Source organism: Pseudoalteromonas sp. Z1A6, from assembly GCF_011378745.1.
In the GTDB taxonomy this organism is placed as follows: Bacteria; Pseudomonadota; Gammaproteobacteria; order Enterobacterales; family Alteromonadaceae; genus Pseudoalteromonas; species Pseudoalteromonas arctica.
Genome location: NZ_WTKW01000079.1, coordinates 1 through 14,162 on the forward strand (window position 1 = coordinate 1; position 14,162 = coordinate 14,162).

General features: G+C 39.1%; 7 protein-coding genes and 1 pseudogene. 5 read left to right on the plus strand and 3 right to left on the minus strand.

Annotated features, from left to right (window positions below):
• Positions 1–711: 711 nt before the first annotated feature.
• The 4 genes and pseudogenes from GQR46_RS07200 (at position 712) to GQR46_RS20540 (ending at position 4,126) form a co-directional block, all read left to right on the plus strand.
• Entirely contained in the window at positions 712–1,197 is a 486-nt protein-coding gene (locus tag GQR46_RS07200; RefSeq protein WP_165740551.1) for a hypothetical protein, read from the plus strand.
• Between the two features lies 1 nt (position 1,198).
• Entirely contained in the window at positions 1,199–1,408 is a 210-nt protein-coding gene (locus GQR46_RS07205; RefSeq protein WP_165740552.1) for a hypothetical protein, read from the plus strand.
• A gap of 748 nt (positions 1,409–2,156) precedes the next feature.
• Positions 2,157–2,624 carry a GNAT family N-acetyltransferase gene (locus GQR46_RS07215; protein ID WP_165740554.1) on the plus strand — a complete coding sequence of 156 codons (468 nt, stop codon included), beginning with the start codon at positions 2,157–2,159 and terminating at the stop codon, positions 2,622–2,624.
• 29 nt (positions 2,625–2,653) lie between these two features.
• Positions 2,654–4,126, plus strand: a pseudogene (locus tag GQR46_RS20540) (S41 family peptidase).
• Between the two features lie 51 nt (positions 4,127–4,177).
• Here the strand turns inward: GQR46_RS20540 and GQR46_RS07230 are convergent.
• From GQR46_RS07230 to GQR46_RS07240, 3 genes are all read right to left on the minus strand, one after another.
• The gene (locus GQR46_RS07230; protein ID WP_165740556.1) at positions 4,178–7,111 is read right to left on the minus strand and encodes a TonB-dependent receptor; all 2,934 of its coding nucleotides are present in this window, start codon (positions 7,109–7,111) and stop codon (positions 4,178–4,180) included.
• A 65-nt stretch (positions 7,112–7,176) separates the two neighbouring features.
• Positions 7,177–9,837: a glycoside hydrolase family 16 protein gene (locus tag GQR46_RS07235; RefSeq protein WP_165740557.1), complete on the minus strand. Its 2,661-nt coding sequence runs from the start codon at positions 9,835–9,837 to the stop codon at positions 7,177–7,179.
• A gap of 321 nt (positions 9,838–10,158) precedes the next feature.
• Positions 10,159–12,183 carry a winged helix-turn-helix domain-containing protein gene (locus GQR46_RS07240; protein WP_165740558.1) on the minus strand — a complete coding sequence of 675 codons (2,025 nt, stop codon included), beginning with the start codon at positions 12,181–12,183 and terminating at the stop codon, positions 10,159–10,161.
• A 170-nt stretch (positions 12,184–12,353) separates the two neighbouring features.
• Between GQR46_RS07240 and GQR46_RS07245 the strand changes: the two genes are divergently transcribed.
• Positions 12,354–14,135 (plus strand): alpha/beta hydrolase, encoded by a 1,782-nt coding sequence (locus tag GQR46_RS07245; RefSeq protein ID WP_165740559.1) that lies wholly within the window; start codon positions 12,354–12,356, stop codon positions 14,133–14,135.
• The last annotated feature ends 27 nt before the right edge of the window (positions 14,136–14,162 follow it).

A 14,162-nucleotide genomic window follows, 5' to 3' on the forward strand; every position in this document is an offset into this window, starting at 1 on the left:
ATGTATATAAAATATTACTTATAGTGCGCTGCTATTTTAGAGCGCGCTGACCTTTGGTTTTTTCTAGGGAAGATGCTCCTTTGTTACCTACACGGATGTCATAGTTAAGTACTTAAGAAAAATGTTAAGTACAGCCTTAATAATTTGGCTCAGGTCTTTCTTTTTGCCTTTAGTGTTTATAAATAATGAATCACACAAAAAGCTGAGCTATGTAGACAAAATGAAAGTAAAAATAGACAGACCAATTGCTCGACAACAGCTGTTTATTAAAGAAAGCCAAATGACTTGACCGTATAGAGCCTACTTTTCTTCAAATAGAAAGCGGAATATTACAGTGATTTAAGGCATGAATAAATTGACCTTACGGGGCCTGGTGAAAGTGAATGCCTTTAATTTATTGTGCGGCAGCTGTATTACCTTGTTCATAATATAGAAAAGCTGCAAAATACGATACATTAAGAAGGGGAAGCCCTTTTAACCTAAATTTAAGCTACTCAAGCACTCTTAATCCCTTCCAAAACGCCAATTAAAACAATATCAAATACTTCTATATTCTGCGTAAAAATACAGTAATCAATTGAACCAAAATAGGAACTCAGCTATGGTTTATTAATCAATAAAAACAAATAAAAAAACGAGTTAATCTACAGGCTCGTTATATTTACAGGAGGTAACTTGAGAGAGAGGCATCCCGTTTGGGAAGTATATGACTTGCTACGAACAGCAAAGTTGAATGAGAAATACTTTGGATACAGGCTCCAAAAGTATGTACGAATTAACAATTTAATGGAGTTTACTATCGCTGCAACAGCCTCGACATCTGCTATAGCTGGCTTAACTTTGTGGAGTGACGGTCTGGGTGGTGTTTTTTGGCAAGTATTTTTGGTCATTTCGGCGGTTATATCTGTTGCGAAACCAATCTTAGGTATAACCAAAAGAGTGCGTCTATATGAAGAAGTACTTAGCGAATATCGAGTTTTATCATATGAGTTGATACAGCTAAAAGTGAGTATCAGTACGACTAGGGAATACAATGAAACTCACGAAATTAAGTTCAATGAAATTATGGAAAAACAAGCGACTTTAGTCAGTAAGTCTCCTGAAAGCACTGAAAAAAAAGCAGTAAAAACAAAATGTATCGATGAAGTTCTCAAAGCATATCCACCTGAAAGCTTCTTTGTTCCAAAAGGTATCTGAGATGTCAAAAAAAGAAAGTAACGACGTAGGTAAAGGCTCTACGAAAGGTAGCGATAAAGACGGTGTTGGGCGAGGTAAAGCATCTCGTGGTGATTCAGGTAAGGGTCCGTGGCGGGGTACTCCTAGTGGTAAGGGGCGCAGTCAGGGAAAGGGCTCTGATGACAAACCTATGATACATGTTGAACCTGATAACCCATGGCCAAGAAAATAAACATAGCAAACTGTTTAAGAGTGATTCACAACACGCGGCATTTTTACTATCCGTTGGTTTTAGTGGTTAAGGTGTTATGCGGCGGCATCGGTATTGCGTTGCTCACACCTTAACTCGGCGTTGAGGCTGTAGAATTACTCTTTCTAGGAACGTATCTTACTATATTTAATTGATTGTTTTTTTAACCTTTAATCCATCTATTCGCTATGATCTAATAGATATTATTCACCTATGGTAAACCGTTATGGCACTTTCTTTGGGTGAGAAGTTAAGCCTGACTTATCCTGTCAAAATAAATTCATTCCTATCAATTTCGCTGAGCAAATTCTGCCGGGAACCTTTGAATATGCCCTTTGTTATATCATCGAAAATAAGCTCGATTTATCGGGATTTGACGCGTGGTATAACAACAACAAAACGGGCACGGCGGCGTATCCGCCTTCGGTAATGCTAAAATTATTTTATTGGGCTATGCGTATGGTTTTATCAGTAGTCGCCGAATAAAATCAAACTAGACACTCATCATAAACCTTGCTCTTTTAGTCTAAATAAAAGCCACTTAAACACCCGTAATCCATTCCCAAATGCTAATTAAAACAACATTAAACTCTTTTTTATATGCTGGGTAAAAGTAGAGCAATAGATTGAACCAAAATAGGAACTCAGCTATGGTTTGTTTATTAATAAAAAATAAAAAACGAGTTAATCTATAGGCTCGTTATATGGCTTTCACTGTACTGGAGATAAAATGGAAATTGTTTATCTAGCTGATCATGAAGATCAAATTCCTAAAGTAGCTGAATGGTATTTTGAAGAATGGGGGCACCTTCTCGAAAACCCCTTAGATAATATATTTGTTTCAAGACTCCAGTCTTGCCTTAATAAAACTAAGTTTCCATTGGTCATTTTAGCGATAGATGGCGAAGAACTTTTAGGTGCTGCACAAATAAAGCTTAATCAAATGTCCATTTATCCAAATAAAGAGCTTTGGTTGGCGGGTATATATGTTGAACCTAAATATCGAGGTAATAACGTTGCAGCAAGCCTTATTAAAAGAATTCAAGAGATTGCGATTACATTAAGAGTAGAAACCCTGCACTTACAGACAGAAGACCTATCGGGGGGGTTATATGCAAAGCTGGGCTGGAAACCAGATGAATGCGTTAATTTTCGTAATATCGACGTAATGGTTATGTCAAAAAGGTTGAATGCATAGCCACATAACAACACTAAATACGGATTTTTATGACTATAAAAACAAAAATAATCAACTATGTATTACTCCCAACTTTACTATTATCCTCTGTTGCAAATGCTGAACAAAAGCCCGTTATACCCACTACATTTGAGCAGTGGCGCAGCATAACAGAGCGAGATATTGAGGCCGCTTATAGTATTACTGCACAAAATCACCCGGGTATGTTTGATGTTAATAACCCAACTTTCCCTGGTTTATTAAAACAAGCAAAAGCAGAGGCACTTGCACTCTCGTCACAAGCGAGCGGTCCGCAAGTTCATGTAGCGGCAATTGCACGCTTTAGCACTATGTTACAAGATGGTCATGCTGGTGCGTTTTCAAGCGTAGATAGACCCGCGCGCCGCTGGCCAGGCTTTAGTGCTGTTTGGCGAGGTGATGCGCTAAAAGTGTATTACAGCGAAGCCAGCAATATTAGCAAAGGCGAGGTTGTAAGCCAATGTGATAGGCAAAGCACTGATACCTTAATGCGTGAGAGAATATTTAAGTTTCATGGTGAAGTGGCACAACCTGGGCACTGGTGGCAGCAAGGTTGGCGGTTACTAATTGACGAGGGTAATCCATTTTTAACTCCCCTAAAAGAATGCGAATTTGTTAAAGCCAATGGTGATACCTATACACAAGCACTAAATTGGTCAGTAAAGCCTAAGTCAGCAAGTAAGCATTTAGAAAATGCTTATAACGGTGATGAACTCCCCATTGATTTAACGTGGCCTGAAAAAAACATTGGTTGGATTGCTATGCCTAGCTTTTCATCAACCGATAAACAAACTGCTGCCTACAATAAAGTGTTTGAAAAAATACAACAGCAACGTAGCAAGTTACTTACTGCAAAAGCCGTGGTATTAGATTTGCGCCATAACTAAGGTGGTTCATCTTATTGGAGCTCACAAATAGCAAAAGGATTATGGGGCCAAAAAGTAGTAGAGCAAAAAGCAAATAATACTTCTCAAAACACGCAAGTATGGTGGAGAGCATCAAAAGATAATACTGACTATGTAGAGTCTTTATTTAGCGTTGTAAAAGATCAACCCGAAGTACTGAAAACTCTTAAAACCGTCGCTGCTGGCATGGCTCTATCACTTGAAAATGATGCCCCGTTTTATGTAGAAGAAAAGACTAATACGCTAAATAACATACCACATACACCTTTAGTGAGTGACTTTAAAACCAAGGTGTTTGTTATTGTTCCGCCGCAATGTGCTAGTGCTTGTTTAGATGCACTTGATAAGTTTAAGCTTTTTGAAAATACAACGTTATTTGGTGCACCAAGTAGTGCTCATTCTATGTATATGGAGGTACGTTTAGCTGATTTACCTTCAGGCTTAGGCAAAGTTATTGTACCTAACAAAGTATACGTAAACAGAGCGCGAGGGGCAGGGGATTTTTACAAACCCGATGTGGCGTATAACGGCCTTGATTGGACAACCAATGTGTTGCTTGAGCAAATAAAAACGCTATAAAAAAAGCCGCTTGTTGTAACAAGCGGCTTAACCTTCTAACTAGGAAATAGTTTAGAACGTGTAACGAGCACCAATTGAGTAACGAGGACCGTATTGATTAGCAAATAAGAATTGCTCTTCGTAACGTCCGTAACCTTCTTCGGTGGTATTATTTAAGTTTATGCCATCAAAAAATACCGTTACGTTTTCGTTTACATCGTAGTTAACGCTCATATCCCATTGGCCATACGCTTTAGCATATTGCGGAGGCGCATCAGCTGAACCTTGCGCTTGGCCTACACCAATTAAGTACGCGTCGCGCCATGCGTAAGTAATTTTAACTGATAGGCCGTCTTTTTCGTAAAAGCCTTGGAAGTTAGCTGAGTCACTTAAGCCTGTAAGTGGTGCTTGTTGATCAAGGCTTTCGCTATCAAATTCAACGTCGCCATCTACAAATGTTGCGTTAACACCAATACCAAAACCGGTTTCACCAATTAAGTGCTGAACAGCTACTTCAAAACCATCTACCGATTTACTGTCGGTGTTTTGTGGTTGGCTAATATTCCATGTTATTAGCGGATCGTCGCTGTTTGGTTCAATAACGCCATTTGCATTGCCGTAACCGCTGGCAATCATTTGTGCAAAAATAGCGTCGGTTGTTGCTTGCTCGCCACGTGATTCAATATCGCTTACGGCTTGTAAGTAACGAGGGCCGTTTAAAATATCGTGCAAGCCATCAATAGTGGTTTGCGTAATGGTGGTTTGAATAAAGTTATCAACATCTTTTTTAAAGTAACCAACAGATGCGTAGCTGCCTTCTGCGTAGTAATACTCAAGTGATAAATCAAGGTTTGTTGATTCAAACGGTAATAAGTTTGTATTACCTTGGCCACCTGTACGAGAACCTGGTTTTGGGCTGCCTGTTAAACTACGACCACCGGCTAGATTACCTAGTGGTGCACGCGACATTGTTTTACCCCAAGATACGCGGGCTACTACGTCTTCAGTTAAATCAACACTTACGTCGATTGAAGGCAGTAAAACATCGTAATCACCTTGTTGCTCTAAGAAGTTATCATCGCCGCCAGCAGCGTATTGCATGATCCACTCTGAAGCGCTGATCCAATTAACTTGATCTTCAACGCGTTGGCGCACAGTACTTGTTACGTCTGTTTGCTCATAGCGTAGGCCTGCATTTACTTTTACGTAGTAGTTACTTACGTCAAATTCCCAGCTTGATTGAACATAAAAGCTATTAGTGATTTCTTCTACGTAGCTCTCGCTATCTATTCCGTCTGCGTATGCATTAGCTGTATATGCATCGCCACCCGTTACATCAGCCGTTAAATACGCAATTTGGCGCGCAACAGCTTCGTCAAAGTCATAGGTATAGTAGTAACCAGGTTGTAAGTCGCTGCCGCCGCCATCAAACTGATCTAAAAGGCCTGATGTATCGTTGCGGGTAAACATACTATCTGGGAATATTTCTGTATACGATGGGTTAAAGCCTGGACCACCTACTAAACCACTCCACGCGGTGTAACCACCGGTGTTTTGTTCTGTACGTGATGCGCCAAATTTAACTTTAACTAAACCAATGTCATAGCTTTCGTTATACCATGTCGTATGCAGCTGTAATTGTTCAATGTTTGATTCACCTGGTGAATGAATAAACTGACTAAAGTTTGAATCAATTTCGCCAGGCGTTAATTCACTTGTGCCATTTAACCAATTAACTTGTGCACTGGGTACTTCGCCCGTACGGTAATCATAAATTTTATTAGCTAGCTGATCAGAACCTAAAATTACTTGGCCGGCACTTCCCAGCCCGTTGTCGGCGCCGTTATCAGTTTCGTTTTTAGAGTCGTGGTAATCAAGCTCTACGTGCCACGTGTCGTTAATTTCCCAATCTAGATTTAAACCTAGAGAGCGCGCTTTTACTTCTGTAGTACCTTTATTAGCTGTGAATGATGCATCGTTACCGCTAATATCAGCATAAACAGCTGTACCATTTTCATCTAGTTCGTAGCCATTAATATTGCTACCAAAGTCGTTCCAAATACCCCAACCAATACTTTGAGAACCTGTTACAGCTTTACTTGCGGTGTAATCAAGTGTTGCTACAAAGCCATCTACCGGTGCAAACTGAAAAGTAACTTGTCCGTTCGTACGTTCACGTTCTACATCTTCAATAGAGTAGTTCATGTCTTTAGGGAGGTAGTAGTTACCTGATGTATCTGTACGGTTATCAACAACGTTGCTGCTATCTAAATCAGGTAGGTCTACGTTTGCTTGCCAGCCTTGAATATTGGCACTTTGTTTTTGAAAGTCACGCTCTTGGTGCGAAAACGAAAAACCAAAACCAAAAGTGTCATCTACAAAAGTATTGCTGTAAACAGTAGAAAACTCTGGTGTTACGTCATCGCCAGCTTCGTTTGACGAGTCGTGGTTTGCTTTAACGGTTGCTGAAAAGTTCTGACCCGGCTTTTGAAAAGGGCGCGCAGTAGAAATATTAACTGTTGCACCTAAGCCACCGCTTGGCACGTCTGCACGTGCAGTTTTAAATACTTCAAGCGCGCTTACACCTTCAGAGGCGATGTTTTCAAGGTTATACGAACGTGTATAACCTGTGCCCGGCATTTGGCGGCCATTTAAGGTAATTAAGTTAAACTCAGGGCCAAAACCACGTACTGTAATTTGGCTACCTTCACCGTTTGCACGGCTCACCGATACGCCGGTAATACGTTGTAATGATTCTGCTAAGTTGGTATCTGGGAATTTACCCATTTCTTCAGATGAAATGGCATCTACAATGCCAGAAGAGTCGCGTTTCATATCCATAGAACGAATAAGTGAACCACGAATACCTTTTACTTCAATAACTTCTACATCAGATGAAACGCTTGTTTCTGCTTCTGCCGCAATAGCTGTGTTTAATGTGCTCGCAGCAATGATGAGAGACACAGAAGCCGCAAGTTGGCTCTTTTTAAAATTGAATGTGTTCATAATAGCTCTGCTTTATAAAATGTTGTTGTGTAGCAATAGGCGCTAAGCGCCTATTGGTGTGTGTTTTATGGATTTGCAATAATCACGTTGTCTATACGGTAAAGCGCGCCATCGCCCATGTCCCAGCTAGGAAAAACCATAATTACGTTTAATGCGCTAATGTCTAAGCCGGCATCAAATAATTGCTGAAGAGGGAAGGTGTATGTTTGCCATTCGCCCGTTACAGGTACTTGGCCTTCAACACTGCTAGATAAAGCAAGCTCTACGGCACTCGATGTACCAATTGATTCAATTTTAAATAGCCATTGTGCGTCAATATCTGAAGGCGCAGAGACTAGTTTCATATCAAATTGAACTACACCATTTTCAAGTATTGCAGAGGCATCGAACGATACGTCTTCATCAGCAATAAAGCCCATTACTGTAGCAATAGAACCAATGCTAAATTGCGCTACTGCGCCATGCGCGTCATCATCGGTTTCTGTTGTTGGTGTAGAGCCACCACAACAATCCCAAATACTCCACTGATCGGCAGGTGCATCTTTAAATACAGTAAGCTCACCCGTTGCAGCTGGCGCTGCATTTGGATTATAAATCTTAACGTTATCTACACGGTAAACAGAGCCTTCACCTGCACCCCACGCTGGGAAAATCATTAGTACATCTATAGTACTTACATCTAAGCCAGCAGCTGCAAGATCAGACAGCTTAAACGTATATGTTTGCCACTCGCCAGTAACTGGCGCTACGCCTTCAACACTTGCCGTTAATTCAAGCTCTACTGCAGAGTCACCTTCGTTTGATTCAACTTTAAATAACCACGGTGTTGCTGGGTCGCTCGGTGCAGATGTTACTTTTAAATCAAATTGAATAACGCCTTCATCTAAAATGCTACTAGCATCAAACGATTCACCTGCGCCACCTGACGATGTACGGCTATTAAAGCCCATTACAGTAGGCTCTGCACCAATGCTAAATTCTGCGGTTAAACCATGCTCTTCATCATCCATAGCTTCAACAGGGGTTGAGCCACCACAACAATCCCACATTGGCCATGCTAGATTTTGCTCATCAGTAAAAATAGTAAGCTCAGGTGATACGCCTAAGTTATCTTGAGTAATCTCAACATCGTCAATTAAATAAACAGCGCCTTCACCTGCGCCCCATGCTGGAAACACCATGATCACATCAATTGCACTAATATCTAAATTTGCAGCATCTAGATCTTTTAATAAAAATGTATAAGTTTGCCATTGGCCAACAACAGGACTTACGCCTTCAATGCTATCTGTAATCGGCATTTCTAATGCGCTAGAACCTTCATTACTTTCAAGTTTTACAAGCCAAGCTGCATCAGCAGTGCCTGGTGCATTTGTTACTTTCATTTTAAAACGAACGTAACCTTCATCCAGCATTGGAGAAGCATCAAACGGGCTGGCTTTTCCTTCTTCGTCAGTAATAAAAATCTCACGGCTAATAAAGCCCATTACAGTGGGTTCTGCACCTACTACAAATTCAACTACATCACCTTGGGTTTCATCTGCAACAATAGCGGGAGTAGATCCTCCACAACAATCCCATGCAGGCCAATTTGGATTAAATGACTCACCAAAAATAGTCAGTGGTGTTGCAATGCCTGTCGAAGGTGGGCTAGGAATTGGTGCATCGCCTTCAAGCAATGCATCTTCTAGGCTATTGTAACCCGGGCGAATAGTTTCACAGCCTTTACCTGTTTCAGGGTTTGATGCACATTGATAAACACGTACGTAATCAATAGCAAAGGTTTGGCCGTTTTCAAATGCGCTAGCATCTATACCTAGATCATTAACGTTTTCAGGCCAGTCGCCGCCTACTGCTAGGTTTAGCAATAAGTGAAAGTCTTTATCAAATGGTGCGCTATCCCAGTGAGTTTCAAGCTCGCCAGAACCTTGCTCAAAATATTCTGCAAACCAGCCACGGTGTTTTAGACCTACAGCCTCGTCACTTGCATTAGTACGAACTTCTGATTGACGCTGAGTTGCATAAAGGTAACCGTCTACGTACCAGCGAATTTCACCTTCTTGCCATTCAACAGCATACGTGTGGAAATCATCTGCCGGGTTAGTATTTTCAGGGAATTTAAATTCTTTGCCCGTAGAGCTGTTATCTGGCCACGCGCGTCCGTAATGAAGTGTGCCGTGGATGCTTGACTCTATTCCACCGTCTTCATCCGGTGTTTTAAGATTTACTGATTCTAAAACATCTATTTCGCCAGAACGAGGCCAAGTGCCATAAACTTCATCTGTTGGCAGCATCCAAAATGCTGGCCAGCTACCTTGTCCTGATGGAAGTTTGGCGCGCACTTCAAAGCGACCATACGTAAAGTCAGCGTTGTAACGCGTATTTAAGCGTGCTGAAGTATAAGGTTTTTCTGCACCTTCTTCAGCGGGTAGGGCAACAATGTTTAACACACCGTCTGCAATAAATGCATTTTGCTCGCTGTCGGTGTAACACTGTTTCTCGTTGTTACCACCGCCATTGCAGTTTAATTCATAGTTCCATTTGTTTGTATCAATGGCTGAGCCTTCAAACTCGTCGCTCCAAACCATTTGCCAATCTGATACTGGTTCAGAGGCATCTACATTTTCAAAATTTGATTTAGTGGCAGAGTCGCCACCACAGCCAGCTAACGTAACTAAAGAGATAGCGGCAAGTAAACGTGTAATGTGCGTTGTTTCAATGTTCATAACTGAACCCCGGTTTCAACAGATTATTGTCAGATTAATTGTTTTACGATCTATGTATTTTTGTGTTGTAAGCGCTTACATTTGTAAATGTGTTTTGTAAGCGCTTACAAATGATATTGTGGAGTACGCAAATGGTCAACATATTTGTTTATTTTATTTACAATTAGTTTACGGTAAGACCAGTTGCAGGACTGAAAAATACATAAATACGAGGAGCGTAAGCAGTTTACTTATTTACATATGTATTGCTAAACAGTTTATAGTAAAGCATTTTTATTATTTTATATTTGAAAAACACACACCTATATTTAAAAACGATAATTAAAAGGTATATTGATAAATATCACCTTGAATGGTTTTTAGGCGTACCCAGAATATATGTTGCTGATCAGGTGCCACTGTATATTGGTGAACAAAACCATCAGGTTTTGGCATGATCAAATTCTCTTTTTGAGTATTGATATTAAAAGTCCAAATTCCCGTTGCTTCTCGATAAAAGTATAATTGGTGGTCAATAAGTTGCCAGTTTAGCCAGTTGATTCGATTGAAGTTTTTAATAACAAGTTCTTCACTTGTTGTTGTTAAATTTTTACGCCATAAACCATCTACATTAAATTTAGAGTAATAGAGGTATTGATCTACGATTCTGCCGCTATAACCCCCATTTAAAGTTAATTGACTGTGTGTATCGGTACTTCGTTGATACAACCACAGTTGCCATTGTCCAGAAGCGTTTGTGCTATAAATAATGTTATTTTGTGCGTCGTAATTAGCAACATAGCTATTGTGATTTTTAGTAAACACTTTTTGATAGGCATTTTTATTTAAATCTAGTTCAAAAACATCGCCGTGCTTAGTAAATAAAATACGGCTGCCATCATCAGATAGTTCGTAGCGTACAAACTGTAGATCAAAGGGTAAATCGATATCAATTAATTGGGCCTCGTCGTTTTTAACTCTCCAAAAGTGATGGCTTTTGTAACGCGTAGACAAAAAAGTTTGAATGTTTGCCCGCATACGAGGAAGCAGCTCTGTGCGCGCACTTTGCTGCCACACATGTTGACTGCTGTTAATAGTGTTATATTTTACAATTTCGCTTACGACATTAAGGCTACTTACTAATAGCGAGGCATTCAATTTAGCTGGGATAATAGCTAAAGAGTTAATTGTAAAATCTAATTTTTTTATCGAATAATATTCACCACTAGCGGCTTCTAAAGAGAAAATAGTGTTGTTGTTTGCGATAACTAAAGTATTGTTTTTAGAATGCCATACAAGACTTTTTACACGCAGATTAACTACGTATTCGTTTAATTTATCTTCTTCATTTTTAATAATTATTTTTGAGTCGTTTTCGCTTATATAACGAACAATAGCAAGTTGATTACTATGGTTATTGTAGGAGAAATCAAAATCGCCCTTAGTATTATTTTTACTACTTGGATTTGTAATTTGTCTTAATCTACTCGTGTTTATATTATAGCTATATACTTGATATGGATGAGATTTACTAAAACGTTTATTGAAGTAAAATGTATTGTTTTCTCCCCAAGCTAGTGAGGTTGGGAACTCATCACATGAAAATAAAAACTGCTTTTTCTTAGTGTGTACATGATAAGTCGAAATTAAACATTGTTCATCAATGTGTGTTGCATAAACGATATATTCTCCATCAGCACTTATCGTCGCCAACGAATTTGTTAGTACACTGTTTTGAGTATGTGTTTTTGTATCATATAAATAAACCGATTGACGGTCATCCTCATCAAGGTGATGGAACAAAATGAGTCCCCCAGATTGGGTGGCCGAGAGCTTATATTCTCTACCTTGCAAACCAATCAATGGCGCACTAACAAGTGATAATTTATTTGGCGTGATTAAGTTTTCAACTTTGAAGAGTGTGCTAAAAAGGGTAATTAATAGCAGAGTTATAATAATTGCAATAATTGATGCTTTTTTGATATTGCGCATAGGTTTCTTGAATGATGGGCTTTTAAAAGCAACCTTTTGCTCAACAGGCATTTCATCGTGAGAAATATCTGTGTTCGTTACAGTAGCAACTAACCGATACCCATGAGTTGGGACAGTTTCAATAATATTTTCATTAGTTAACGCTGAAAAATGGTTTCTTAATAAAGACACGGTTCGATTGATCGCTCCCTCACCTACAACCCGATTATTCCAGACTTCAACTATGAGTTGGTCGCGAGTGACAATTTTCCCATTAGCTGCTAGTAAAGTAATTAATAAACTGAATACTTTTGGTTCAAGTTTTCTAGTTTGACTGTCATTTTTTAATGTTCGCTGCTCTTCGTCAAAAATAACACCAGAAATATGGACAGCCATAGGGTTCTCTATCATATTGAAATTACATTGCTTTTTAAAACATAACATAAATATAACAAAAACATAAGCGTCAACTATGGCAACAACAAATAAGTATATGATTTGCTACCAACTCATATTTAATGAGAGTAGAGAAGATGCGTACTTATTTATATTTATTATTGAAAATAATGACTGTCACATTATTAATGGCCGGTTGTAATGGTACTAATAAGGATTCGAGTTTAACAAGTACCCAGCCCAAGGGTTTAACTAAAGTTAAATTAAAAAATCGAAGTTATTATGTGGCAACACCACGTAATAACTTTGATACAAAAAAATCTTATAAGCTTTTATTAGCTTTTCATGGTTCTGGGCAGAGCGCTAAAAATATGCAGAGTATGGCTGCGTTTGAATCTGCATCAGAAAATTATATAGTTGTTTACCCACAATCAAAAGTTGAAGAGTGGAATGAAGGATGTGATTGCAATAAACCCCATCGATTAGGCATTAATGATTTGATGTTTGTCGAAAATGTTGTTGATGATGTTAAAGCTAAATACAACATTATTGATGGAGAGCTTTTTGCGGTCGGGTTTTCTCAAGGAGGTTTATTTACACAAAATTTAATGTGTAATAGTAGTTTAAGGTTTGCGGCCATAGCATCAGTTGCCTCGCCTATGTCAGAGCAGCTGTCTCAACGATGCGAGATAGTAAATCACACCAACTACATGATGGTACAAGGCACAAATGATCAGACTTTACCCTTTGAAGGTAAAACTCATTCAAATTTTGGATTAATCCCAAGTAGGCTTGCTATTGAACTAATAGCCAAAGAAAACAGTATTGATTCGGGTGTACAATTAGAAAAAAGTCAGGCAATCGCTAAATATACATTTAAAAATGATAGCTATATCAACCAATTGGTAGCAATTGAAGGAGGTGGGCATAGTTGGGAATTTAGTAGTTTTAACACCACGGATGAATTAATAAGCTTTTTTAATACAGTAAGTAAAACTAAACTCGATACCTACTCAAAATTATATCGCGTTGATCAACAACAAAAAAACGATGTACATGTACGTAGCATGGGCCTTGAACATTCGGGGCCCGCGATTATTCTTTTATCGGGCTTTAATAAAAACTTTCATAGTGACAGTGCTTGGTTTGCTTTACTGCAGCCATTGATAGCAAAAACTCATCGTGTACACGTCATAGAACGCTTTGGAAGCGGTTTTAGTAGCCCTGCTGAGCAACCATCGTATGCTTCTTTTGTGCCTGCATTAGATAAAACGTTAGGACTGCTTAATGAAAAGGAGCTAATTATTGTTAGCTTTGCCAGTGCAAATATTTTGGCTCATTTATGGCAAAATTCACCTGATTCACAATTTGTAACTAGCCTTAACGGTATGGTGTGGATTGACCCCGATGTTTTGCTGCCACACTCTATTAGCTTGTATCAAGATTGGCCCGTATATTGGTATAGAGATGCAGGTGATACCTTAATCACACATATAGAAGAAGGTAATTGGACGCAAAGGACTCGAGATAAATTAACTGATGAACGTACAGCGACCGAAACACTCATCCCTTCACAGTATAAAGCAGAAATGGATTGGCCGTATTTTGATTTAATAAGCCAAAGCCGTACTCAAATTGATAAACAAGTAACACGAGCAAGAGAGATTATGAATTATCATGATGATTTAAATCGTGTTATTAGTGCCGATATAGCCACATCCACTCCAATCTCCGTTATAGATACTGATTTTGAATCGTATGATATTAAAAATGCAGAACCTGACTTCGTCGATAATTTAGTATTATGGCAACAAGAGGGCTCTTTATGGAGCCAGCAAATTAGTGAGCAATCGGGTGGGCAATATATACCTCTAAGTAATAGCGATCATATGGCAGTTTTTCAGCGCCCAGACGACATTTTAAAAGCAATAAAAAATATAAAAAGTAAATAACCTGATGTAATATATTAAATAAGTGAG

Excerpts from the sequence above, each read along its gene's own strand:
- GQR46_RS07235 (WP_165740557.1), bottom strand. The coding sequence starts at position 9,837 with ATGAACATTGAAACAACGCACATTACACGTTTACTTGCCGCTATCTCT.
- GQR46_RS07230 (WP_165740556.1), bottom strand. The coding sequence starts at position 7,111 with ATGAACACATTCAATTTTAAAAAGAGCCAACTTGCGGCTTCTGTGTCT.
- GQR46_RS07205 (WP_165740552.1), top strand. The coding sequence starts at position 1,199 with ATGTCAAAAAAAGAAAGTAACGACGTAGGTAAAGGCTCTACGAAAGGT.
- GQR46_RS07245 (WP_165740559.1), top strand. The coding sequence starts at position 12,354 with ATGACTGTCACATTATTAATGGCCGGTTGTAATGGTACTAATAAGGAT.
- GQR46_RS07240 (WP_165740558.1), bottom strand. The coding sequence starts at position 12,183 with ATGGCTGTCCATATTTCTGGTGTTATTTTTGACGAAGAGCAGCGAACA.
- GQR46_RS07215 (WP_165740554.1), top strand. The coding sequence starts at position 2,157 with ATGGAAATTGTTTATCTAGCTGATCATGAAGATCAAATTCCTAAAGTA.